Source organism: Acinetobacter sp. ANC_7504, assembly GCF_056779995.1.
This window is the reverse complement of sequence record NZ_JBWYIZ010000009.1, coordinates 71,512-97,062: the sequence shown is the minus strand read 5'-3', so window position 1 is coordinate 97,062 and position 25,551 is coordinate 71,512. Positions and strand designations below refer to the sequence as shown.

General features: G+C 39.0%; 23 protein-coding genes and 2 tRNA genes. 7 read left to right on the top strand and 18 right to left on the bottom strand.

The window, feature by feature from the left end; all coding sequences use genetic code 11:
- Nucleotides 1-5: 5 nt before the first annotated feature.
- The 3 genes from AC1M9F_RS10610 to AC1M9F_RS10600 form a co-directional block, all read right to left on the bottom strand.
- Entirely contained in the window at nt 6-518 is a 513-nt protein-coding gene (locus AC1M9F_RS10610) for a hypothetical protein (protein ID WP_481593730.1), read from the bottom strand.
- Nucleotides 519-527: 9 nt separating this feature from the next.
- Complete coding sequence (locus AC1M9F_RS10605; RefSeq protein WP_481597750.1) at nt 528-3,917, bottom strand: type VI secretion system Vgr family protein; 3,390 nt, start codon at nt 3,915-3,917, stop codon at nt 528-530.
- Between the two features lie 157 nt (nt 3,918-4,074).
- The gene (locus tag AC1M9F_RS10600) at nt 4,075-5,775 is read right to left on the bottom strand and encodes an NAD-dependent malic enzyme (RefSeq protein ID WP_481597772.1); all 1,701 of its coding nucleotides are present in this window, start codon (nt 5,773-5,775) and stop codon (nt 4,075-4,077) included.
- A 297-nt stretch (nt 5,776-6,072) separates the two neighbouring features.
- Here AC1M9F_RS10600 and AC1M9F_RS10595 point away from each other — a divergent pair, with 297 nt between their 5' ends.
- The 3 genes from AC1M9F_RS10595 (at nt 6,073) to AC1M9F_RS10585 (ending at nt 9,476) form a co-directional block, all read left to right on the top strand.
- Entirely contained in the window at nt 6,073-6,675 is a 603-nt protein-coding gene (locus AC1M9F_RS10595; protein WP_180028962.1) for a hypothetical protein, read from the top strand.
- 269 nt (nt 6,676-6,944) lie between these two features.
- On the top strand, nt 6,945-8,735 hold the full coding sequence (argS, locus tag AC1M9F_RS10590) for an arginine--tRNA ligase (RefSeq protein WP_481597749.1): 1,791 nt from the start codon (nt 6,945-6,947) through the stop codon (nt 8,733-8,735).
- Between the two features lie 132 nt (nt 8,736-8,867).
- Nucleotides 8,868-9,476 (top strand): SPOR domain-containing protein, encoded by a 609-nt coding sequence (locus tag AC1M9F_RS10585; RefSeq protein WP_179999966.1) that lies wholly within the window; start codon nt 8,868-8,870, stop codon nt 9,474-9,476.
- Nucleotides 9,477-9,523: 47 nt separating this feature from the next.
- Here the strand turns inward: AC1M9F_RS10585 and AC1M9F_RS10580 are convergent, their stop codons facing one another.
- The 7 genes from AC1M9F_RS10580 to AC1M9F_RS10550 all read right to left on the bottom strand — a co-directional run bounded on the left by AC1M9F_RS10580 (nt 9,524) and on the right by AC1M9F_RS10550 (nt 15,726).
- Entirely contained in the window at nt 9,524-10,135 is a 612-nt protein-coding gene (locus tag AC1M9F_RS10580) for an alpha/beta fold hydrolase (RefSeq protein ID WP_481597748.1), read from the bottom strand.
- Nucleotide 10,136: 1 nt separating this feature from the next.
- Nucleotides 10,137-10,778, bottom strand: coding sequence for a glutathione S-transferase family protein (locus AC1M9F_RS10575; protein WP_481597747.1), 642 nt, complete (start codon nt 10,776-10,778; stop codon nt 10,137-10,139).
- A 136-nt stretch (nt 10,779-10,914) separates the two neighbouring features.
- The gene (locus AC1M9F_RS10570; RefSeq protein WP_179999970.1) at nt 10,915-11,313 is read right to left on the bottom strand and encodes an OsmC family protein; all 399 of its coding nucleotides are present in this window, start codon (nt 11,311-11,313) and stop codon (nt 10,915-10,917) included.
- 22 nt (nt 11,314-11,335) lie between these two features.
- On the bottom strand, nt 11,336-12,286 hold the full coding sequence (locus AC1M9F_RS10565) for a pirin family protein (protein ID WP_481597746.1): 951 nt from the start codon (nt 12,284-12,286) through the stop codon (nt 11,336-11,338).
- Nucleotides 12,287-12,447: 161 nt separating this feature from the next.
- On the bottom strand, nt 12,448-13,365 hold the full coding sequence (locus AC1M9F_RS10560; RefSeq protein WP_481597745.1) for a restriction endonuclease: 918 nt from the start codon (nt 13,363-13,365) through the stop codon (nt 12,448-12,450).
- Between the two features lie 142 nt (nt 13,366-13,507).
- Entirely contained in the window at nt 13,508-15,076 is a 1,569-nt protein-coding gene (guaA, locus tag AC1M9F_RS10555) for a glutamine-hydrolyzing GMP synthase (protein ID WP_481589363.1), read from the bottom strand.
- A 233-nt stretch (nt 15,077-15,309) separates the two neighbouring features.
- Complete coding sequence (locus AC1M9F_RS10550; RefSeq protein ID WP_481597744.1) at nt 15,310-15,726, bottom strand: DoxX family protein; 417 nt, start codon at nt 15,724-15,726, stop codon at nt 15,310-15,312.
- Nucleotides 15,727-15,923: 197 nt separating this feature from the next.
- On the opposite strand from AC1M9F_RS10550, the gene AC1M9F_RS10545 reads away from it, so the two are divergent.
- Nucleotides 15,924-16,571, top strand: a complete 648-nt coding sequence (locus AC1M9F_RS10545) for a DedA family protein (protein WP_180028967.1) — start codon at nt 15,924-15,926, stop codon at nt 16,569-16,571.
- A gap of 76 nt (nt 16,572-16,647) precedes the next feature.
- On the opposite strand, the gene AC1M9F_RS10540 is transcribed toward AC1M9F_RS10545, so the two are convergent.
- The 5 genes from AC1M9F_RS10540 to AC1M9F_RS10520 form a co-directional block, all read right to left on the bottom strand.
- Nucleotides 16,648-17,238 (bottom strand): LysE family translocator, encoded by a 591-nt coding sequence (locus AC1M9F_RS10540; RefSeq protein WP_092767920.1) that lies wholly within the window; start codon nt 17,236-17,238, stop codon nt 16,648-16,650.
- Between the two features lie 199 nt (nt 17,239-17,437).
- Nucleotides 17,438-17,827 (bottom strand): hypothetical protein, encoded by a 390-nt coding sequence (locus tag AC1M9F_RS10535; RefSeq protein WP_416224328.1) that lies wholly within the window; start codon nt 17,825-17,827, stop codon nt 17,438-17,440.
- A 35-nt stretch (nt 17,828-17,862) separates the two neighbouring features.
- A complete protein-coding gene (locus AC1M9F_RS10530; RefSeq protein ID WP_035268990.1) occupies nt 17,863-18,699 on the bottom strand; it encodes a ParA family protein in 837 nt (278 codons plus the stop codon).
- Between the two features lie 79 nt (nt 18,700-18,778).
- Nucleotides 18,779-19,171 (bottom strand): SirB2 family protein, encoded by a 393-nt coding sequence (locus tag AC1M9F_RS10525; protein WP_481597743.1) that lies wholly within the window; start codon nt 19,169-19,171, stop codon nt 18,779-18,781.
- Between the two features lie 26 nt (nt 19,172-19,197).
- Nucleotides 19,198-19,506: a BolA family protein gene (locus AC1M9F_RS10520; protein WP_035268950.1), complete on the bottom strand. Its 309-nt coding sequence runs from the start codon at nt 19,504-19,506 to the stop codon at nt 19,198-19,200.
- A 226-nt stretch (nt 19,507-19,732) separates the two neighbouring features.
- Between AC1M9F_RS10520 and AC1M9F_RS10515 the strand changes: the two genes are divergently transcribed.
- The 3 genes from AC1M9F_RS10515 to AC1M9F_RS10505 all read left to right on the top strand — a co-directional run bounded on the left by AC1M9F_RS10515 (nt 19,733) and on the right by AC1M9F_RS10505 (nt 21,570).
- Nucleotides 19,733-19,805 (top strand) — tRNA-Gly (locus tag AC1M9F_RS10515).
- A gap of 47 nt (nt 19,806-19,852) precedes the next feature.
- Nucleotides 19,853-19,928: transfer RNA gene (locus AC1M9F_RS10510), tRNA-Gly, on the top strand.
- A 271-nt stretch (nt 19,929-20,199) separates the two neighbouring features.
- Nucleotides 20,200-21,570 carry a phosphohexomutase domain-containing protein gene (locus AC1M9F_RS10505; protein WP_481597742.1) on the top strand — a complete coding sequence of 457 codons (1,371 nt, stop codon included), beginning with the start codon at nt 20,200-20,202 and terminating at the stop codon, nt 21,568-21,570.
- A 39-nt stretch (nt 21,571-21,609) separates the two neighbouring features.
- On the opposite strand, the gene galE is transcribed toward AC1M9F_RS10505, so the two are convergent.
- The 3 genes from galE to AC1M9F_RS10490 are packed head-to-tail and all read right to left on the bottom strand — an operon-like array spanning nt 21,610 to nt 25,551.
- Nucleotides 21,610-22,629 carry a UDP-glucose 4-epimerase GalE gene (galE, locus tag AC1M9F_RS10500; protein ID WP_481596442.1) on the bottom strand — a complete coding sequence of 340 codons (1,020 nt, stop codon included), beginning with the start codon at nt 22,627-22,629 and terminating at the stop codon, nt 21,610-21,612.
- Nucleotides 22,622-24,295, bottom strand: coding sequence for a glucose-6-phosphate isomerase (gene pgi, locus AC1M9F_RS10495; RefSeq protein ID WP_481597741.1), 1,674 nt, complete (start codon nt 24,293-24,295; stop codon nt 22,622-22,624). The genes galE and pgi overlap by 8 nt, the downstream gene beginning before the upstream one ends.
- A complete protein-coding gene (locus AC1M9F_RS10490) occupies nt 24,295-25,551 on the bottom strand; it encodes a nucleotide sugar dehydrogenase (RefSeq protein WP_481597740.1) in 1,257 nt (418 codons plus the stop codon). Before AC1M9F_RS10490 ends, pgi begins: the two co-directional genes overlap by 1 nt.

The window sequence follows — 25,551 nt, the reverse complement described above, 5'->3', positions numbered from 1 at the left end:
TCTTATTACTCTTTATACCAATCATTTGCTTTATATTTTTGCATACTTACAGATGTATTATTTTTTAAATAAGTATTGAGTATAAATTTCAAATTTGTGTCCGCCCCCTCTTGAGCACAACTCACCTCCACTGATTGATCTTTACTATTCACTTTTCTAAAATATGCAAAAGCATTTTTGTCATCGTAAATTAGCCAAATATTGTGCCCATATTCTTTGTACTCTGAATTGTAAATATTAAACTGTTTTTTATTGTATGATACTTTTTGACACTGCCCTGTTGACATCCATTGTGTATTAGTTGTTTTAAGATTTAAATTATTTACCACTTTGAAGCGATTCAAACTATTTTTACTTTTACCAAAATCCCAGATATGATCACATTCAACTTCTTCTAATACCGTGATCTTTTTTATTGGTTGATTCCAATAATTCATACACTCTTTCGAACTTTCAGCATATAGTGTTGGGCTACTTAAGCACACGAACATAGTCATTATTTTTTTTAGTTTTTTCATAAATCCACCTTAAAGTCCAAAACTGTTGAAATCAGCTTCTAAATCACTTTCATCGTTAAATTCTTCATCATGATAGTCATGATCATCTTCATCATGCCCTCCACAACATGCTTCATCTGAACTATCACTTTTATCTTGAGTAAATTCTTCCTCAATTAGAAGCAACTTATCTGATTCATCCTCAGATTTACCCAATAGTACTATTTCAACATTATCAGGGTTCTCACTAAAGATTCTCTCTGTGCGAGCATTTTCATCAAGAAAACCTATATATTCTGTCTTTTTATCATGATTAACGACTTTATATTTATAGCCATTCTTTAAAAGTTCTTTTGAAATTAGTTCACTAAAATCAAATCTTCTACTAAATATCCCACTCTCAGGCATCTTAGGTAATTGCGCATTTACAGTTGCCCCACCCGTAAACAAATGTTGCCCTGCCTTACTCTCAAATTTTCCACCCGTCGTGCTAAATACTCCACTAGTATTAATCTTGAGTTGCGAGCCACCTGCGGTCAATACGATTTCTTTTGGACTGGTAATTTCAATTTTATCTTCGGTTGAAATAAGCTTAATCACCTTACGTGCAATAGCTTCAATCGCATCATCTTGCGCTTGTAATTCAACTTTTCCTTTAGCTGCGAACGCTCGAAATCCTTTCTGTGCAGCAAACAAACTGATCTTGTCTTGAGCATGCCCCACAATATTTTTTTGCGCACTTAAATTAATTGAACCCTGTGCACTCTCCGCAATATCTTGTGATGCTTGAAGAATAATGTCCTCAGGCGTTGTTAATGCAATCCCATTGGGTGAAGCCAAAAGCATGAGTGCCTGTCTAAATAAACGTCCTTGCTCTTGTTTTTTTTGATCAGAACTATTTTCTAATCCTTGAGTATATCCCTCCATAAAACCTGTCAGTGTGCTTAAGGCTTTTACTGGATTAATATCATCTTTTTTGTTTGCACCACCAAAACCAGTGCATAACACCAGTTGATCTTCCACATTCAAGTCAACGCTCGAAATTGCTTTACTCACATCTTGAAGTGCTTGAAATGGGTTATCTTTAATCCCATTTTTAATACTTTCAAATTTCCTCTTTATCGCTTCAGAACCATATTCTTGTACGTTATCAATAAATTCCTTGAGATTATCAACCGCTTCTTGAGCATGCTCAAAGTAACTATTAAACTCATCCACAATTCCAGCAGTATTACCACCTAAAATACCAATATCCTTAATAAAACCACCACAATCTTTCAGTGCATTTAATGGATCCTTCGCTATTCCCTCTTTAAATAAATTCACTGTAGACTGCAAAGCTTGAGCACTACTTTTGATTTCTAATGATTGAATAAATTTAGGTAATCTACTAATTACATTTAATGCATCCGATTGTTGTTTTACTGCAATTTCACTGAGCATTTTCATACTCTGCTCACTCTGACTCAACAATGATTGAGCCTGTGCAGCTTCAAGATGGTCAGCAATTGCTTTTTCTTGTGCATAAGTCGTAATGAGCATTCCTTTCCCTGCACGAACAGCACCATAAGCATCAGTTCTCAGCTCAAATCCTTCTCCACGTCCATCACTTTTCTCCTTATCCTTAGGATGACTCAAATTACCCAGATTCAATTGAGTTGCCGCATGACTACTTTGCAACTGAGTACTAATTTGTCCTGTCGTATCATCAAATCGGAGTTGGTTAAATCCAGAGCCACCAACTTCTGCCGTGCGAATTCCGCTGAGTTTTTTTGTATCAGGTAACTGCCCCTTAACATCAAACTTAGTTTGATGACGTTCAGCCTCATGTAAACGCCCAACAACGAAAGGTCGATCAACATTTCCATCAAAGAAATCAATGACTACAATTTCACCTATACGTGGATGGAATCTTGATCCATAACCCTCCCCAGCCCAAGAAGTTAAAACATCAACCCATGCAGAGTCTGTATCATTATCATTCGACCCTGCACCACCATCATGTTGATGATCATCATTACGTGTAAATACGAAGCGAACCTTAATACGTCCCCACTGATCCACATAGATCGTTTCACCTTCAGGACCAACCACTTTTGCCCGTTGAGGATAAGCAACTGGACGATGTTTCAATGGATCATATTCTGGAACAATAGGTATAGCTCGGCGCACTAAACTCAGTTCTGTAGATAAACGCTCATCTGTTTTTGTCTTTTTCCAACGACTTAAATCAATTAATGTTTCAATTTGATTATTTAAATCTTTAGGTAAATTATTTTGATTAAAAAAATGTTTTCCTAAAATAATAAATTGGCGATCTGCCCCTTGATGTTGATCTATTTCTGGATGACCCATAAATTCAAACCAATACCCAACATTGGCATCTCGAACGCTACTCACCGCAGTAAAGTATTTAGCCTGCAAATCTTGGTATTGATTGAGTTGTGTATTCAGTTTTTGCAGTTGTGAATTGTTTGATAGAGTGGCTTGATCTTCACCTTTTAAATCAGCAATCCAAGCAGGACTCACAGTCCATGCTTGTTCTAGACTTAACGTTTCATTGTCCAACTGGTCACTATGTTGATGAGCACTGAGTTGATAATCATCTTGATCTTGCGCAAGTATATCGCCCTGCCAACGTTGCACCTGAATTGCTGTAGATTGTATTGAGCGTTGAGCAATAAAACTGGTAATCGTATCAAAACGTTCTGTTGCATGACTGCGATGGAATCTGAGCGTGCGTCGATCTAAAGGCTCATACTGGCTATTTTCATCTATTAGCCTTAATTTTTGTGATTGAATTTCTTTCGCTGAGAATGGCACAGTTTGATCTGTCTCATCAATCAACCAATTAATGCCTTCACTCCGCCATAAGCGTGTTAGAAAATCATAGTCTGATTCGTTGGCTTGCATCACAAATGGACGTATATCATATGATGCTTTTAAACCCGCCGTTGACAGACTCAAAGCGGCACTAAATAACACGCTTTTCGTCTGCCACTCTTTAAAAATAATCTCAGTGATATCAACCACGGATTTGTTCATAAATACACGGCTGTTGCGGCGTTTGTGCCAAAGTGAGGTTGCATCCTCAACGGTCAGCTTATATAAGGTCAACGCTCCATCACTTTGACCTTGGCTCACCCCTGTCACGACCCCAGTAGTCCGAGCTAATTTTCCAAGATCCGTAACTTGATCGACAGCCACTAAACAACCAATGAATTGCTTAAGTTGTAAATGCGCATTCGTCGATAAGCATAATACTTCAGCTTTTAAGCCTTGATTAATAAAGTGTTGACCCTGAATTCGTTGAATGAAAACCTGGCTATCTAATATTGGATTAGAAAATTTAATATGTAACGCGCGCTTTTGCGGGCTAAGACCCAAGCCTTCTATAATTGAATTGATATTATTGAGCATAGAATGATTAAAGCTATTATTATGATTTTTGAAAATTGTAGCGTATTCCGCTCAATCTTGCTTTTAAATATTGTAATTATTCTAAACAAAAAATAGGAACCAACGCATTGATTCCTATTTATTTCCAATGAATTTATATTGAAAATTCAAGTTTTTTTTAAAATGGAATTCGCTTATAACGGCGATATTCAGGCTTCCAGAAATTATCTTCAATACTTTTTTCGATCAGCTCATCACTCAATGGCAAAGCAACACCATCCTCAATTGCCGCTTTTGCAACCTTAAACGCGATGATTCGGGAAACTTTCTGCAAATCATTGAGATCAGGAAGTAAGTCGTCGTCAGGGTTTTGCAATTTTGGAGAGCAATCTGCTAACGCCATGCTTGATGCCATCAGCATATTGTCTGTAACACGCGTTGCCTGCACAGCAATCACCCCTAAGCCAATCCCTGGGAAAATATAAGAGTTATTACACTGAGAAATATTGTGTAGCTTATCTTGATAATTAACTGGCATAAATGGACTACCAGTTGCAATCAAAGCGCGACCGTCCGTCCACTGAATAATATCTGCTGGTACGGCTTCTACGCGTGACGTTGGATTCGACAATGGCAATACAATAGGATGCTCGCAATTGGATGCCATAGTTCGAATAATTTCTTCAGTGAATAAACCCGGTTGTCCAGAGACACCAATTAACACAGTCGGGTGTGCATTTTTTACAACATCTAGCAATGAAATGATGCCTTCCGCATCAGCCCACGCGGATACATTTTCTGAACTTTGAACCAATTTACGCTGAAAATCTAAAAGGTTTGGTTGATTATCGGTCAATAACCCAAAACGATCGACCATATAAATTCTTGATCTTGCCTCAGCATCACTCAAACCTTCAGCCACCATTTGCGCAATGATTTGCTCAGCGATACCACAGCCCGCTGAACCAGCACCCAAGAATGCCACTTTCTGGTCACGTAATTGTTTTCCTGCAGCTCGACTTGCTGCGATTAAGCTGCCGACTGCAACAGCAGCAGTGCCTTGAATATCATCATTAAAACAACAATATTGATCACGATATTTTTCCAGCAATGGCATTGCATTTTTTTGAGCAAAATCTTCAAATTGAATCAAAGCTTTTGGCCAACGGCGTTTAATCGCACGAAGTACGTCATCCACAAAGTCATAGTATTTATCGCCACTAATACGAGGCTGATTCCAACCTAAATAAATTGGATCATTTAGCAACTGTGCATTATTGGTTCCTACATCCAATGTAATGGGTAATGTATAAGCTGGGCTAATACCACCACATGCGGTATAGAGAGATAATTTTCCGATTGGAATTCCCATCCCACCAATCCCTTGGTCACCTAAACCAAGAATGCGTTCACCATCTGTGATTACAATGACTTTGACGTTATTCTTATTCACATTTTGTAAAATATCGTCAATGTTGGCACGATCAGGATATGAAATAAATACACCACGATGACGGCGGTAAATATCAGAAAATCGTTGACAAGCCTCACCTACCGTTGGGGTATAAATAATCGGCATCATTTCTGATAAATGATTTTCTATGAGGTGATAAAACAAAGTCTCATTGGTGTCTTGTATATTTCTCAGATAAATATGCTTATTAATGTCGTCATGAAATGACGTAAATTGTTGATATGAACGTTGGTGTTGCTCTTCAATCGTTTCAATCACATGAGGCAGCAAACCGTTTAGATTAAAACTCGCTCGCTCCTCCTCAGTGAACGCAGAGCCTTTATTAAGAAGAGGTAGTTCAAGCAAAGTAAAGCCAGCATAAGGGGTATAAAGAGGGTGTTTTACTTCAGTGTGTTCAGTTGTCATCTCTAATCTCATGGATCAGGCCTAAATTCAGACCTTTTTCATTTCATTTTTACCATTTATTTAAGAAATAGCTTAAGCCGAAATGAAGACAAATGTATATTTATAAAATTGATAATAATATTGGCAGTATTTTTAAATTTTATAACTTCAATCCATCATTCTATTGATAGAAAATTAGATAAAACTGTCACATTTCAAATGTATTATTCATGTTTATTAACTTTTTTTTGCAAACTAATCTGAACGATTCAGCTAATATCGGACTCAACCGTATTCTTTATTCATTATTATATCCACATGAAAATTACAGCTAAAATTGCCATTTTGCCATTAACTATTATTTCACTACTAAATGTAACGGGTTGCCAAACCATCACTGACACGACCTCAAAGGTCGGTGATAAAGCACTTTCAATGGTGGGTTTAGCACGCGCTGATAAAACCCCTGAAATTGATAAAAAAGGCATTGTTGATATTAGTAAAACCACCCTCGAGCAAATTGAGAAACTTAAACAAAATATGCCGATTGGTCAGTGGGTATATATCGAAAATGATCTTCAAGGAATTTATGACTTACAAAACAAAGCAGTTGATGGTCACATGCTGTTCCTGCGCTTAAATTGTAAGAATAGTGTCCAAAAACCAAGTCTCAGCATACAAAATGCGGAAGGATCAGAAATTTTAAATAGTCTTCAGCCTGAAGTTGGAACGATCCAAGTACTACTCGACAATAAGAATTACGGAAATCCTTTTAGTTTGGCGAATCAAAAAAAATTAGCGACATTTCAAACTGCTGCTCAAAAGGCCAAAACCATTAAAATCTTCCATGCATCTAAGTTATACACTTTCCAAAATGGTAAAGCAGAATTACTAAATAAGCCTGTCACGTGTATGGCTTAATTTCGAGTCATAAAATTGCCTGATTTCTATTTAAATTCACATTAAATGAGATAAAGACAATCAGGCTCAATTCAATCATCGATATGCATTAGATGTAAAAGATTAATTTCATCATCGTTAATTCTGCAAATAGCGCATAGTGATTAAAAAAACTGATTTTATTATTTTTTATGTCGGATAAGTTTTATTCAACGCAAATCTGCTTCGCTAATGAGCGCTAAATTTGCTATATTTGTCGTTTTTCTGCGACATTAATTTTTCGATAAATTATGAATACGGCAATACAAGCAGCTCTCGATCATGCAGTGCAATCTCTTCAAGCTGAAGGGGTCCTCCCATCTGACTTTAACAACAGCGGAAACTTAACGCGAACCAAAGACCGAAGCCATGGTGACTTCGCTTCGAATATCGCAATGATCGCGTCTAAAGCTGCAGGTATGAAGCCTCGTGATTTAGCAGAAAAAATTCTTGCTGCACTGCCAGAAGTTGCTGATATCAGTAAAGCGGAAATCGCCGGTCCTGGTTTTATCAACTTTTTCTTGAATGCAGACCAACGTTTTGCTGTTCTTGATGCTATTCAGGCACAAGCTAATGATTTTGGTCGTACACAAGTAAATGCTACGAAAAAAATCCAAGTTGAGTTTGTCTCTGCGAACCCGACATCAAGCTTACATGTGGGTCACGGTCGTGGCGCAGCATATGGCATGACGGTTGCGAATTTACTTGAAGCAACTGGTGCTACAGTCGATCGTGAATACTATGTGAATGACGCTGGTCGTCAAATGGACATTTTAGCGACGTCTACTTATCTACGTTACCTTGAGTTAACTGGTCAAACATTAGTATTCCCTAAAAATGCTTACCAAGGCGATTACGTTAAAGAAATTGCACAAAGCATTATTGATCAAGACGGCGATGCATATGTTCGCCCTGTAGCTGATGTTTATAAAGATGTGCCAGAAGATGTGCAATATGCTGAAGAACTTGATGCCGAAGGCAACAAGGTTGTACTTTCTGGCGATAAAGAAAAACATATTGATGGTCTAATTTTTAACTCGCAGACGTTAATAGGTGAAGGTTATCGCGTTTTTCATCAAGCTGCGTTAAAAGCAATTCTTGATGATATTAAAGATGATCTTGGTGAATTTGGTGTGACTTTCAACCAATGGTTCAGTGAAGCATCATTGACTGAAAAAATTGAAGAAGCATTACAAACACTTGATCAACGCGGCTTCCTCTATGAGAAAGATGGCAACATTTGGTTCAAATCAACAGAATTTGGTGATGAAAAAGACCGTGTTGTAAAACGTCGTAATGGTCAAACCACTTACTTCGCATCTGACATTGCTTACCATCTGAATAAACTTCAACGTGGTTATACTGACATTATTGATATTTGGGGTTCAGACCACCACGGTTATATCGCACGAGTAAAAGCAGCGATTGATGCGATGGGATATGACTCGAAAAAACTGACTGTGTTATTAGTACAATTCGTCAGCCTATGGCGTGGTGGTGAGATGGTTCAAATGTCATCTCGTTCAGGTCAATTTGTCACATTGCGTGATCTACGTAAAGAAGTCGGCAACGACGCTGCTCGCTTCTACTATGTCATGCGTAAGTCTGAACAGCACATCGACTTTGATCTGGATCTCGCGGTTTCTCAAAGTAAAGACAATGCGGTGTATTACATTCAATATGCTCATGCACGTATTTGTCGTATGCTAGAAAAAGCAAGCAGCTTGAACATCAACTTCGATGCGACCACTGCGCGTGGTTTTGCCGCAAAGCTTGAATTAGAAGCTGAAACTGAAATCTTAGCAAAACTTGCAGCCTACCCTGAAATTATTGCACGTGCTGCAAACAGCCATGAACCGCATCAAGTAGGTAACTACTTAAAAGAACTTGCAGCATTGTTCCATGGTTGGTACAACGAAAATAAAGTACTCGGTGATGATGCTGATCTGACCCAAGCACGTTTGTTGTTATCGGTAAATGTTCGTCAAGTTTTGAAAAATGGTTTAGAGCTTTTAGGCGTTTCTGCACCTGAAAGCATGTAAGTCATCGAAGGTGAATCTTTTTAAAAGATTCACCTCTTTAGACTTTTATTATTGAAAAAAATGAGATAATAATTCCATGTGATGGTAATCCAATTTTCCATTGCATGATCTTAAAATAAGAGAGGTTTCCAAGTGTTTGGAAAAACGCAGCGTGGTGTATCAGAAAGACCTAACAAACCTAAACAACCATTAATACCAAAATGGTTAGGTATGCTTGTTCTGATTTTAATTGTACTGAGTTTTGCCGTAGCCTTAATGCTATGGAAACCGTGGGCGCCAGTCCAACCAAAAAGCAATGATATTCAATCTGAACATTATCAAGAAGATACGAATAAAGATTATCGCTTCTACGATTTATTGCCTCAACAACAAGTGACTCCAATCCCCGATCAAGCTGTACCTGAAAATCAGCAAGTGAACACCGCACCTGTCATCGTGGAAGCACCTGTGGTTACTGATGCTACAACAACCGAGGGTGAACTGATTGAAAATGCAGAACCTCAACCCGTGGCGAGTAGCTACCTTTTACAAGTCAGAAGTTATCCAGATCCAGACAGTGCTGATGCACGTCGTGCTGAAATTATTCTCAACGGCTTATCTGCAGATGTCATTAAAACCACGGAAGGCGGTCAAACCTGGTATCGGGTTGTCTCTGGACCTTATGACTCTCAAGAAGCTGCTGTCATCGCTCAGCAAACCCTACAACACAGCGGTATTGATTCAATCGTTGTAAAACGATAATCAAAAAAAAGGATGCGATTAGCATCCTTTTTTAGTCTAGAGCAAACCTAAAATTTTGCTAAGTAGCGCTGAATAAAAGAAATACACTCTGGCGCATAAACTTTAGCTAAGTCATGTTGTCCGTTCGGGATCACATTCAGCTCTGAATACTTAAAAGCGTGATTTAAATACTCGCCTACTGCAACAGGACTAATGTCATCATCTCCGCCCCAGATTAATAGTACAGGACATTCAATTTCAGCAAGCCGTTCATCTAATTTGGTTTCACCATCAATAAACCAATGAGGCACTTCATATTCATTTTGATATTCTGAACGCCAATCTTTAACATGAAATGCTGTTAAATCAACGCCACCTGACGTAGCGACCAACACCAAACCTTGAACCAATTTTGGATACCTCAACGCCGCTTGAACAGCAATGACCCCACCCATAGATTGAGCGATCAGAATACTTGGGTGTTGAAGATGATCAAATACATAATCTTGTAAATCTGACATTGAATTTACATGTGGATGATCAGGATATTCACCAAAACTGGGATAAGCAATGATATGCGTGTCGTACTCAGATTCAAAATGTGATTGAACAGGTTTCCAAAATGCAGTACTTCCAGATGCTCCGGGCAGGAAGATTAATTTCACTGCCTGATCCGCCATCTTAATCACCCCCCTTGATAACCGCTCGCTGATAAGCAGGTCTTTGTTTTATGCGTTTTACATAGGCATGAATGTTCGGATATTTTCCATTTAAGCGTTCATCCATCGCGATCAAGGGAAAACTCATTTGGATATCTGCAAATGAAAACTGAGATGTAAAAAATTCATGTTGCGCCAAATGCTGTTCTAAAAATTCAATATGTTCAGCGAGACGCGGTTGTATAAATCCATCAGTCACCCCATCAATAATTTTATTGGCAATTGGTCGAATCACAAAAGGTACTTTAGGAGGTACAAACGAGAGAACTAAGGTCATCACTAAAAGTGGCATTAATGAGCCTTCAGCGTAATGCATCCAATACTGATATTGTGTTAAGTCCGGCTGTGACTGGGGTTTAAATTGATGCTGAGTATCATAGCGATCTGCCAGATAGTCTAAAATCACCGCAGATTCTGCGATCACTAAATTATCATCAGTAATCACTGGTGATTTCCCCAAAGGATGAACCTTCTTCAATTCTGTTGGAGCGGCGTAAGTTGGCAATCTTTTATAATGTTGAATTTGGTATTCAGCACCCAACTCTTCTAGCGCCCAAATAATTCTTGAAGAACGTGATTTTTCTAAATGATGTAATGTCAGCATAAGACCACCTAATTTTATTTCTCTCTATATAGCCATTTTGAATAAAAAAAAGACATCCTGCTTTACACAAAATGTCTTCTTTTTAGCTGTAAATTACAAAAATACAGAATGTTGATGCCTATTAAATTGTCTATATTTAAACAATTGTTGTTTTAATTTCGACGCTTCTGAGCAATGTTTTAGTGACGGGTGTTTTTTGGCACACATTTAAAACTTTTTCTTGTAGTGCTTCATCCAAGTTAGTTTTAAAACTTAAACGACGCTCAATCCATTCCTGCCCTTCTTTATTGGCTTTAAAATCTGCCTCAACACTAAATTCGCCTAAATCAAGTCCTTTATGCTCTGCATACATCCGTAATGTGATCATTGTGCAGGAAATTAATCCTGAACAAATAAAATCATACGGTGCAGGCCCACGATCTAAACCTTGGAATGATTCAGGTTTATCGGTGAGAAATGTGTGCTGACCAGATTGAATTTCACCACCCCATTTTTCAGGTAGTGTGGTGACCTTTGCATTTGCGATCGTTGCCATTTTATTTTCCTTCTTTGTCTTATTATTTAGATGGACGCATGCTATCAGGCAATATCGGAGCTTTCAAACGCTCGCCTTGGTATGATGGAATTGACCCAAAACGTGGATCTTCTGCTATCCATTGATCACGTGCAATTTTGATTTCTTCTTGCGTACGTCCAACGAAATTCCACCATAATAAAATTGGTGACTCAAATGGCTCACCGCCCAAAAGCAGTACACGACTATTGTCATGGATTTCTACTTCCACATGTTCTAGCCCTGGCTCTAAAATCACCATATTGTCTTCATCTAAATGATGACCATTAATAGTTGCTGTACCTTCAAGCGCCATGAATCCATATTCAAACTTTGGATTTAAAGGTAAACGTCCTTTAGCGGCTGTTTGCGCAAATAAATCAACACCTAAAAGCTCTGTATGTACTTTGACTGGTGATACTGTATTTAGATACTCACCGACCAATACCGTAAATTCGATACCTGACTGATTGACGACAGGTAATTCTGGATAGTGATTAAAAGCTGGATCGATGGTAAGTTTGTCATCAGGCAATGCAATCCAAAGTTGGGCAGCATGCATTTTTGTTTCATTCGCTGGCGCGACTTCAGTATGTGAAATACCTCGACCTGCTGTCATGAGGTTGACTTGCTTGGGCTGAATCAGCTGATCTGTTGTACCTAAGCTGTCGCTATGCAACATGGTCCCTTCAATCATCCAAGTAAAGGTTTGTAGACCAATATGTGGATGTGGACCAACATCTAGACCTTGTCCAGCTTCAAATGTCACAGGACCTGCATGATCTAAGAAGCACCATGCGCCAATCATACGCTTATGGCGACTTGGTAAAGCGCGTTTGATCACTGTTCCTTGACCAATTTCTGCACGGCGCAGTGGAAATTCCTGAATAAATTGGTTGGCGTGCTTTTCACAGTCTTCTGAATGAGACAATTCGGTATAAGTATTATTGGTCATGTTGTTATCCTAAAAGTTTGGCAAATGGCTATCTTTGTTATAGATATTAACAAGGTCATGCAAATTGAACCACCTTAGACTTAATACGCTGAATACTATGAGTAGGACAATTGGAGTTTTGTATGTATTAAAAATAGAATGCTTGGCAGGTCCTCGGATAATCAAAAATTATCTTCATCAAAGCGATCTTGGTCTATTTTGTAGATATGAAAACTACGCTCAACTTGCACACCTAAACCAAATTCAATCATCAATGTAGTGAGTTTATCGCCATCAATCAGTACAATGCCTGATTTCCTTGCAGATTCGACAGCTTCTTTACTAAAACTTGAGGTAGTAATAAATACACCCTTCTTTGCAACTTGATCTGCCAATGCACCTTTAAACTGCTGAATATCAGGACGACCAACTGTATTTTCCCAACGCTTGGCTTGAATATAAATCTTATCTAATCCTAAACGATCTTCACTAATCACACCATCAATTCCACCATCGTTGGTTTTACCAATGGCTTGCGCTGCATCTTGATGTGAACCACCGTAACCCATGGCAACAAGGAGGTCGACAACGAGTCTTTCAAAAAATCGTGGCGAATTATTTCTAATCAAGCTTAATAATTCATTCTTCAAATCATCTTTTAAGATTCTTGCCTGTTCTGCGATTATTTCAGGTGGTGTAAGGTCTTCCACCAACATATCTTTTTTTCTTGTCTCAATTTTAGTTTCTTTATCTGTTTTAGGGTTTAACTTTCGAAACTCATTAAATGAACCAAATTGTGAAAGATACTTAGTATTGATTGTTTTGACTTTATTTAGATCAAGACTTTTTCCTGTTTTAGATAGCTGAAAATGAGCTTTCTTAGGATACTCAAGTAAATCTGCTTTTTTTAAGTACGTCTTAGCCCATTGCAAACGATAAAAAATGATATTACGACCATCTTCCATCGTGGCATTCGCTTCTTCTTCGGAGCAGTTTAGTACCGAAATCAAGTACTGATAAGCCTCTTGCAAGCTATAAACCTTATCATTTGCTTGCATCATTTTTAGAAGTGGTAACATCAAATCGTAATGGGTATACATATTTTCAAGGCATTGTTATTTTTAAATATATTAAAACAAAAAGGACGCCAAAGCGTCCTTTTTCATTAAATTTCTTCAATTACATTACGCATAGCGCTTGGCGTAATTTAGGCAAGAAACGTTGTTTCTTGAAAGCCCTAAATTACTCCCATTCAATCGTAGCTGGTGGTTTAGACGATACGTCATAAACAACACGTGAAACTTCTGCAATCTCATTCATGATACGAGTAGAGATTTTATCAACAAGATCATAAGGAAGATGTGCGAAACGAGCCGTCATAAAGTCAACTGTTTCAACCGCACGAAGTGCAATCACCCATGCATAACGACGACCATCACCGACTACACCCACAGATTTCACAGGTTGGAATACAGCGAATGCTTGTGCAGTTTTGTCATACCAACCACTTGCACGAAGTTCTTGCATGAAGATGTCATCGGCTAAACGAAGAATGTCAGCATACTCTTTCTTCACTTCACCCAAGATACGAACACCAAGACCTGGTCCTGGGAATGGATGACGATAAAGCATCTCAAATGGTAAACCTAAAGTTGTACCCAAACGACGTACTTCATCTTTAAATAAATCACGAATTGGCTCAACCAATTCAAAAGCGAGATCTTCGGGTAAACCACCCACGTTATGGTGTGATTTAATCACATGCGCTTTACCTTGTTTGCTTGCAGCAGATTCAATCACATCAGGATAAATCGTACCTTGCGCAAGGAAGTTCACGCCATCAAGCTTACGTGCTTCTTCAGCAAATACTTCAATGAACTCACGACCAATAATTTTACGTTTTGCTTCAGGATCAACTTCACCTGCCAAAGCATCAAGGAAACGTTGTTCAGCATCAGCACGAATCACACGGATACCCATGTTTTTCGCAAACATTTCCATCACTTGATCCCCTTCATTTAAACGAAGAAGACCATTGTCAACGAATACACATGTCAATTGATCGCCAATTGCTTTGTGAAGCAATGCAGCCACAACAGATGAATCTACACCACCTGAAAGACCAAGAAGAACCTTCTGATCACCAATCTGTTCACGTAATTGTTCAACACGCAAATCAATGATGTTTTCAGAATTCCATAGGCTACGGCAACCACAGATCTTTTGTACAAAGTTCTCAAGTAACTCTTTACCTTTAGCAGTATGGGTTACTTCAGGGTGGAACTGGATACCGTAGAAACGACGAGCTTCGTCAGACACCATTGCCACTGGGCAGCTTGGTGTACTTGCAGTAATTTGGAAACCTTCTGGAATTTGAGTCACTTTATCGCCATGACTCATCCATACTTTCAATTTGTCTGCTGAATCTTCAAGATCGCCAATTAAAGCATCACGTACTTTAATATCGACTTCAGCATAGCCAAACTCATGAACTGTACCCGGTTCAACTTTACCGCCCAACTGAGCAGACATCGTTTGTAAACCGTAACAAATACCCAATACTGGTACGCCTAAGTTAAACACAACTTCTGGCGCACGTGGGCTGCCTTCAACGTGAACACTCTCAGGACCACCTGAAAGAATAATCCCTTTTGGATTAAATGCGCGGATGTCCTCTTCCGACATATCAAAAGCATACATTTCAGAATATACGCCTGATTCACGTACACGACGTGCGATCAATTGGCTATATTGAGAGCCGAAATCCAAAATCAGGATACGATCTTCGGTAATTTGAGTATTGGTAGTCATGATAACAACTATGAAAGGCTAACGAAGGATTAGCGCGCTATTCTATCATTTTTATTAAGCTTACGCACACTATTCAAATCTCTCTATATTTCAATACATTATTATTAAATATTGTCTTTTTATTCAACAATTTCAGTCGATTGCTTTGATCATACAAGCTTTGGCGTTACATTCAGATCACGATGCAGCAGGCGAATAATTCTCTCATTTCACCTGCATTGCGTATTCGTCATTTATTTTTCAAAACGCTGATCCACACTCCATTGACCTGCACCATGCAATACGAGAAAGATTAGACCACCCGCCATAGCAAAGTTTTTCATGAAATGTATCGAATCTTCAGGTGTACCATGAAAAAGAAATGCGGTAACTAAACTGAAACCAGCTAAAGCTGCTGCGAATAATCGTGCTTGCACTCCAAACAACAGTGCTAAGCCTCCACCCAGTTCAACCAAAATGGTTATTGGCAATAATGCACCTGGCACACCCATCGCTTCCATATATCCAACTGTCGCGCTATAACCTGCGAGTTTGCCCCATCCCGCCACAATAAAGATATATGCTAAAAGGACACGTGCGACGAAGGTTAAAGTTGCATGCACTGTGGGTTGAGCAACAATTTTTTGAATCACTTGATTTGGATTAAACATTGGGTGACCTATCTATGTTTTGTTTTTGGTAATGACCCTAGATTAGTAGCTTTTATTTTTAGGATAAATAATCAATACAAAGAATCAGCGTTGCATAATCAGAACAATAATTCACCTATAATTTAAATCAATTGACTACTGACATCAGCGCCGATGGCTGTTAGCATTTGAACACATTTTTGCTCAGTTCACCCCTCATGGATTTAATCGATTTTATTCTGCATGTAGATGACCATCTACTTGAATTTATTACCAATTATGGCATTTGGATTTACGGAATTTTATTCCTGATTATTTTCGTAGAAACGGGCTTGGTGGTCATGCCTTTTCTACCCGGGGACAGTTTACTGTTTGCAGCAGGTGCGTTAGCAGCCTCAACAGGTGCAATGGATCCGTGGCTCTTGGGCATGTTGTTATTCACTGCGGCAGTATTGGGTGATACCTTAAATTATCATATTGGAAAATATATTGGACCACGCGTTTTTGAGATTGAATCTCGATTTATCAATAAAAAACATTTGGTTTATACGCAAAAATTCTTCGAAAAACACGGTGGTAAAACCATTATTTTTGCGCGTTTTGTCCCATTCGCGCGTACATTTGCACCCTTCGTCGCTGGTGCAGGAAGCATGAACTACAAATACTTCATTACTTACAATGTCGTTGGTGCTTTCTTGTGGATTTCTTCGTTTATCACCTTGGGTTATTTGTTCGGTAATATGCCGATTGTGAAAGACAATTTCACCCATTTAATTTTCGGAATCATTATTCTAAGCGTATTGCCGGGGATCATTGGCTTTATTCGCCACAAGTTTTTCCCAAAGAAAAATCCCGAAATGATGTAATGATCTTAGGCTTCAAAAAAAAGCAGATTCTCCACCAAGAATCTGCTTTTTTTATCACGACAAAATATTGAATGGCTTAGAAAAATCCAATAATGACAGGTAACATACTGAGCATAAGTAACATGGCAGAACCTTTGTATAAGCGATCTGCGCTGACCACCGTCTGATTCCCTGCCAAGACTTTACGACCAAAATACATCCAAAATAAAGCACATGGAATTAAACATAAGGTGAATACACCCAAAACTAAAAAATAGTTTTGAAAAGAATCCCAAGTCCATGCTGGAAAAATACCAACTGCAAACAAAATAGATTTTGGATTTTTCAGAGTCGATTTAAAAAGATGACTGCGACTCATTCGAATGTTTTTTTGGCTCAATTGCTTAAGGTGTGAAGCTTTCCATAAATGAAAAGCCATCCAAATCACATAAACTGCACTCACCAAATGTAAGATATGAATCAGCATTGGCCAAATTGGTAGGGTTAAATGCACCAACAGTGCCCAAATGCTAATGCCGTAGATATAACCCAGTAACTCAAGAGGTACGAAATAGAATGCTTTTAATACACCATGGTGATGTGCTGCGCTAGCCAATAATGCATTGGTTGGACCGGGAATAAGTAATACCGCGAACACTGCAAAAATATAAAGCCAACTTTCTACCATAGATTAAAATCAGAGATTTAGAGGAGGCACACCTTAAACGAAAAACGAAATTAAAGACAAGTTTTTAAAGTGAAGGAATAATGAATGTCACGTCTATTTTCAGTTAATAATTTTATAAGATTTTGATTTTAATAAATTTACATTGAAACATTTTGCTAAAAAAAAGCTGCTCAAGCTCAGATTGAACAGCCCTTTTAAATTACTGAGCTTGCTGTTGACGCTTAGGAACATAAGGACAATTTTTAAATGTTGCCGCTTGTGAGATCGCATCTTGCTCACCATATAAGCGCGACAATTCAGTATTTTTGGTATTCGATGACTGTCCCATATTGACGGAAACTGAAGGACCAAAGCCCCAACCGCCACGGCCCCAACCACCACCAACACCTAGACCAACGCCAACACCTGTACGTTTAGGCGGTTGTACACCATTATTGATGTACTGCTGAATACGATTGAATTCAGCACCAAGTTGTACACAGTTCAATGCTTGATATTGCGTCGGAGAAACATAACTCGGTTTAACCGTTGTCGCACAAGCAGTCATCAATACAGCAACCGTACCGACTGCACTAAGTTGCATGACCATTTTCATCGCGCGTGAGTTCATACTTTTCTCAAATCTTATTTATTCTCGATTTCATTGAACAATGATTGGTAGGCCTGCGTCAATTTATGATCTGTATTTAAATAGATTAACGGCATATTTTTATGATGAGATTCTTTCATCAATACCGACGGTGGCAACATCGCATTGAGCACAGGTAGTTGCTCATCTCTGAGCTGCTGTACCACTTCACGAGGAAGTTTTGCTTGCGCTTGAAACTGGTTAACAATGATACCTTCAATTTCCAAGCGATCATTATGATCATCTTGAGTTTCTATAATGTTTTCGATCAAAGTTTTTAAGGCACGCTTAGAAAAGACATCACAATCGAATGGAATCAACACTCGGTCTGCTGCAATTAATGCCGACAACGTAAAAAAATTAAATGCAGGCGGTGTATCTATATAGATCCGATCATAAGTCCCTGCTAGATGCTGAATCGCGTCACGCAGCTTATAAATTTTATGTTTGGATTCGAGGCTATGTTCTAAAGCACCAAGCGAGGGACTTGCAGGCAAAACATCGAGAGATGGGAATGGTGACTGATGTATATAAGCTTCTAAGCCTTTATTTTTATTTTTGAGCAAATTTCCAATGGCTTGACCAATCAAACCTTTGCTCGACTGATTCGCCAATACATCTTCGAAAAAATTTTCAATATTGGGTTCTAGTGCAGGTTTATCGGCATTATAAGTCGCATCATCCCCCAATAGATACTGACTAGAATTGGCCTGAGGATCGAGGTCAATGACAAGCGTCTTAAAACCCTGATGTGCACTCAGTGCAGCCAAGTTTACCGTAATACTGGATTTACCAACGCCACCTTTTTGATTAAACACCACACGTGTACGCATCATTCCCTCTAGGCTCAATTCACTTTATAGATGAAGTTTAACCTAGAGGGGTGAGAGCCTAAGCGATTGTGTCTAACAATTAACCAAAAGTTGGCTTAATCATCACGATGCCAATAATGGCCATAAATGCGACACAACTAATCAGTACCCCCGCACGACGTTGAATTAACAATACAGACGCATCTTGGCGATATGCTTTAATTAATGAAGATAACATCACGATCACCAAGACCACTTTGGCATAGAACCAAGGCTGAACTTGAAAATTATTCAAAAACAATAAAATCAAGCCTGTCCCAATGATCAAAGTAAATGCCAAATGTTGAAGCGCAACATAAGCCTTACGTCCTTTCGGATTGGGTTGTTGATTTTCGACGCCAAAATATAAGGTTGTCGCACGTGCTAATACAGCAATGATCAACAAGAGCAAACTCGACATATGCACGATTTTAATGACTAAGTGTGTATCCATTGCAGCCACTCTCCTACTTTTAAAATTTAAGCTTTCGGTGCATGTGCACATTCAGGACTATTTGGCGCTTGACCAGTCCATTCAGTTGGCACATAAGCATGAATCGCCAAAGCATGAATCTTTCCTGGACTCAATAGGTCACCCGCCAGTGCATATACTTTTTGATGGCGTTGTACTAAACGTAAGCCTTGAAACACTTCACTTACAACAGTGACTTTAAAATGCGATTCTTTACCAGGGAAATAGCCACCATGACCTGATGACTCATTCACCACGTCCAAGTGCACAGGAGACAATTGTTGTAAACGTTCAATTAATTGTTGCTCTAAAGTCATGCTACATTCCACACGCATTCATTGGTTGCCAGCAGTATACCGTGAAGTTTTAGAATAAAAAGTAAATAAACCACACCGCCATTAGAGAGTTACGCTTTAATCTTGAGCTTAAGACCTATCAAAAATTAAGCGAAATACATTGAAATGCTTTAATTTTATTCAATCACACGATATTTTTTTATAAAGTTGTTGACCCTGATTTTTCATGCTGTATTATACACGGCATGCGGGAATAGCTCAGTTGGTAGAGCATAACCTTGCCAAGGTTGGGGTCGGGAGTTCGAGTCTCCTTTCCCGCTCAAAATTTTTTCATTCAGTTTTTTCAATTAAAAAATTGATAGACTCCGCGGGAATAGCTCAGTTGGTAGAGCATAACCTTGCCAAGGTTGGGGTCGGGAGTTCGAGTCTCCTTTCCCGCTCCAGATTCAAAAAAAGCCCTGATATTAATCAGGGCTTTTTTATTATTAAAATTTTTATAAATTCATTTTTTAAAACAAATAAACTTTCACTGCACTTTTTCCAAAAAAATTCATCCACTTATGAGCACTGCTTTATTTACAATCAAAAATAAGCATCATAAAGTAAATTAATTTACTGAATTTAAATGTAATTTTTCATCTCAGCCCATGCCTGACTTACATAAAATCGCTATAATTTTCGTATTCAATTTGCTCAATAGATTAGAACCTTAACATGGAAAAATTAACCTGTTTCAAAGCCTATGATATCCGCGGAAAATTGGGTACAGAACTCAATGAAGATATCGCATACCGTGTTGGACGTGCTTATGGCGAAATTTATCAACCTCAAAAAGTAGTGGTCGGATGTGATGTGCGCTTAACCAGTGAAGCACTGAAACAAGCCACCATCAATGGCCTGAATGATGCAGGCGTTGATGTTTTAGATTTAGGCATGACTGGGACTGAGGAAGTTTATTTCGGTGCATTCCATCTTGATGTGCAAGGTGGTATCGAAATTACAGCCAGTCATAACCCAATGGACTATAACGGCATGAAGCTTGTACGTGAAAATGCTCGTCCGATTGGTGCAGACTCGGGTTTAAAAGATATCCAACTTCTTGCTGAAAAAAATCAGTTTAAAGCAGTCGAAAACAAAGGTACAACTCAACAATATAATATCTTGCCTGAATTTATTGATCATTTGATGACCTATATTGACTCTACAAAAATCAAACCTTTAAAACTCGTGGTCAATGCGGGGAATGGTGCTGCAGGTCATGTGATCGATGCGATCGAAGAAAAATTTAAAACCCTGAATATTCCAGTTGAATTCATCAAAATTCACCATGAAGCAGATGGCAACTTCCCAAATGGTATTCCCAACCCCATCTTAGTCGAAAACCGTGCAAGTACCTCCAATGCTGTACTGCAATATCAGGCTGACATGGGCATCGCGTGGGATGGTGACTTTGACCGTTGTTTCCTTTTTGATGAAAAAGGTCAATTCATTGAGGGGTATTACATTGTCGGTCTCTTAGCACAAGCATTTTTACTGAAACAAAAAGGCGAAAAAATTGTGCATGATCCGCGTTTGGTGTGGAATACCTTCGATATTGTTGAACAATATCAAGGTGAAGCTGTGCAATCGAAATCAGGCCACTCCTTCATTAAAGATAAAATGCGTGAACACAATGCAGTGTATGGTGGTGAGATGTCAGCGCACCACTACTTCCGTGATTTTGCCTATTGCGACAGTGGCATGATTCCATGGTTATTGGCAATCTCGGTTGTCTCTGAAACGGCAAAACCACTCTCTGCTCTGGTTGAGGAAATGATTGAAAAATTCCCATGTTCTGGCGAGATTAACTTTAAAGTTGCGGACACAAAAGAAACCATTCAAAACATCTTTGATCATTTTGCTGACCAAAAACCCAAAATTGATGAAACGGATGGCGTCAGTTTAGATTTTGGTGCTTGGCGTTTAAATGTACGGGCTTCAAATACAGAGCCATTACTCCGTTTAAATATTGAAAGCCGTAAAGACAAAAATCCAAAGCCGATGCAAGCTTATATCGATGAGCTCACTCAACTCATTCAGGCTTAAAACCACATAAAAAAATGGAGCGTTGTAACGCTCCATTTTTTATTCACGATAGCCATTTGGATTTTGTTTTTGCCAATTCCAACTATCTGCCAACATATCTTCCAGATTCAATTTTGGCGTCCAACCCAATTCAGCAACTGCACGCGCATTATCTGCAAATGATGTTGCGACATCCCCTGCACGACGCGGTGAAAATTCGAAAGGAATCTCAATACCATTCACTTTTTCAAAGGTATTTTTAATTTCTAGCACTGAACAGCCATTGCCTGTCCCAATATTCCAAGCGCGACAACCTTGTGCATTTAAACGATTTTCCAGTGCGCATAAATGGGCATTGGCCAAATCCACCACATGGATATAATCACGTACCCCCGTGCCATCAACTGTGTCGTAATCATTACCAAAAATCGACAATTTTTCACGACGACCCACAGCCACTTGGGTCACATAAGGCATTAAGTTGTTTGGAATCCCCTGAGGATCTTCACCAATTTGACCACTTTTGTGCGCACCAACAGGGTTAAAGTAACGCAGTAATGCAATTGACCAACGTACATCGGCTTGTGCAAGTTTTTGCAATAACTGTTCAACAATCAGCTTAGTATAGCCATAGTTATTGCTTGGCATCCCTGTTGGCATCTCTTCATTGAGTGGTGAGACATTGGCTTCATCATAAACGGTTGCAGACGAGCTAAATACCAAATTAAAGACTTGGGCACGCTCCATCGCTTTAACTAAGCTAATCGAACCTGCAATGTTATTTTCAAAGTATTTCAGCGGGATTTGCTGACTTTCACCTACTGCTTTTAAGCCTGCGAAATGAATCACAGCATCAATCTGATGATCTTGAAAAATTTGATCCAAAATGGCTTGATCGAGAATATCACCTTCGACAAAGTCTAAAGATTTTGCAGTGAGTTGCTGTACTCGATTTAAGGATTCTTTTGAGCTATTGGATAAATTATCCAGTACGACAACTTCATGTCCTGCATCAAGGAGTTCCACACAGGTATGCGAACCGATATAACCTGCACCACCCGTCACTAAAACTTTAGACATTGTCTTTTCCCATTAATATCTGAATTAAACCTTGTGTCGACGCATCAAGCTTGGATAAATCTGTTTGTTCGCCACTTAAAATTGGCAACAGTTGATTGGCAATCTCTTTGCCTTTTTCAACGCCCCACTGATCAAATGGGTTGATATTCCAAAGCACGGATTGTACAAAGACTTTGTGCTCATACATCGCGATCAGCATGCCCAAACTATAGGGATTCAATTCTTGCATTAAAATGGTGGTACTCGGTTGATTGCCTGTATATTGTTTATATTCAGGTAAATCTGCAACTTCATGTTGATCCAATGCCTGATTACCAAATGCCAATAAACGTGATTGTGCTAAACAATTTGATAATGCCAAATGATGTTGTTCGATTAAAGCATCTGCATTGTCGATATAGGTAAATTGTTGCCCGTTATAACGTTTGACCGGTGCAATAAAATCACAACTGACGGACTGCGTACCTTGATGCAATAGCTGATAAAAAGCATGCTGTGCATTGGGTCCTACTTCGCCCCACACAATCGGACATGTATCTAAATCTACTTTCTTGCCATCGCGTTGAATCGACTTACCATTCGATTCCATTTCTAATTGCTGCAGATAAGAGGCAAAATATTTCAAACGGCCGTCATAAGGCAATACCGCATGGGTTTGAATATCTAGAAAATTCGTGTTCCAAGCACCCAGTAAACCCATCAGTACAGGAATATTTTTAGCAAAAGGGGCTGTTTGGAAATGCTGATCTATGGCATAAGCACCAGCTAGTAACTGTTTAAAGCCATCCACACCGACCGTTAAAGCAATCGGCAAACCAATACATGACCACAATGAATAACGACCGCCGACCCAATCCCAAAGGAGCAGTTGATTTTCAGGTGCAATTCCCCAAGCGGTCATTTTTTCAGGTTTGGTTGACACCCCAATAAAATGGTGTTTTAAAATTTTCGCTTCCTGACCTAAAGCTTTTTCCAACCATAGACGCACGGTTTGTGCATTGGATAAGGTATCAATCGTCCCAAACGATTTCGATGAAATAATAAAAAGTGTCGTTTCAGGACGGAGCTTATGTAATAAATCTGAGAGCTGACTACCATCCATCGTGGATACAAAATGCACATTGAGTGGTTTGTCTGTGATTTTCTTAAAATCAGACAGTGCATGACTGACCATAAGTGGTCCTAAGTCTGATCCCCCTACACCAATATTGACCACATCCTGAATCACTTCACCCGTTGCACCGCGGTATTGACCTGCATGAATTTTATTGACCAAGGCATACATCCGATCAAGCTGTGCATGCACTTGCTTTGCCAATTCAGGATGAGACTGATCATGTTTCGGTAAGCGTAGCGCCCAATGCATGGCCGCGCGGTTTTCTGTATAGTTGATCTGTTCTGTAGAGAATAAACGCTTGATCCAAGGCGTGAGCTCTTGCGCATTTGCCCAAGCGACCAAACGACTTAAAACCTCTGCATGAATACGATGTTTACTAAAATCAAATACTATCGGTGAAACAGCCACTGAAAATTTTTCAAAGCGTGTGGCATCTTTGGCAAATAACTCAGTTAGATGTAATTGCGCAAATTCAGCTTTCAATGTGTTTAATTGTTGTATGACTGTCGTGCGATCTTCAACAGCATAAGGTTTTGCATGACTGCTCATTAGCGACCTACCCCCATATAAGCAAATCCTTGCGCTTTCACATAACTTGGATCATAAATATTTCGCCCATCCAAAATCAGTGGATGGGACATGGTTTTTAATAATTCAGCATAGTCTGGGCTCCAATATTGCTTCCAAGCGGTCAGCAAACACAGCGCATGTGCATCCTTGACTGCGTCATATTGGTTTGTGCAGTAGATTAAATCAGGACGATGCCTATAAATTTTTTCAATTTCAGGCAAAGCTTGAGGATCATGTAACTTCACTGTGACCCCTTGCGCCCAAAGGGCTTTTAACATGGTATGAATCGGAGATTGCTGAATACGCGCGGTATTTTCTTTAAAAGAAGCCCCCCAAATCGCAACAGTTTTACCGTTTAAATCGCCATGATAATAATTCCATAATTTGCGGAATAGAATTTCTTTTTGTTGTTCGTTAATATCCCAGACTTGTGCCAGTAGTTGACTCTTTGCACCCGTACCTAATACTGTTTGAGTCAATGTCAAAATATCATGGGAGAAGTTTTCCCCACCAAAACCTGCACCTGGATATAAATAAGATGAACCGATACGACTATCCGCAGCCATGCCTTGACGTACTTGCTCGATATCAATACCCAATTTTTCCGCGACAATAGCCAAATCATTGATATAACTAATACGTGTCGCCAACATGCCAGAAATACTCAGTTTGGTAAATTCCGCATCCAACACAGGCATAAATAGATATTGCTGTGTCCGTGGGAATAATGGTCTAAGTAGCTCTTTAATTTTGGTTTGAGCATGTTCAGATGAAGTACCGACGATCAATTGCTTGGTCTGAGTCAAGCTAGTTAAAGCGTTACCTTCTTGGATAATATCAGGCAGATAAACCCAATCATCTTCCGATAAAATACGTGCAAATTTTTCAGTACCATGCAATCCTAAAGTTGAAGCATTCATCATCAGTTTAGGATGAATTATTGGTCGAGATTTTAATTCTTTTAAGATCTCTATTGCTTGAATATCTTCAGTGGGATTAAAACTAAAAAAATAAGCATCGATATCTAAAGGAATATGGGAAAAGTTGCAGTATTTTAAAAAACCATTGGCTTGCTGTTGATTAAGCAGTCGCTTAACCGCTTCATCTTGGATATAGGCTTGCTCTGATGTTGGTTTTTTTAAAACATCACACCAAAAGACCTGATGACCACTTTCAGCCATTAACCCTGCAAAAACACCTGCATACAGCGTCTGTCCAAATACTGCAACTTTCAT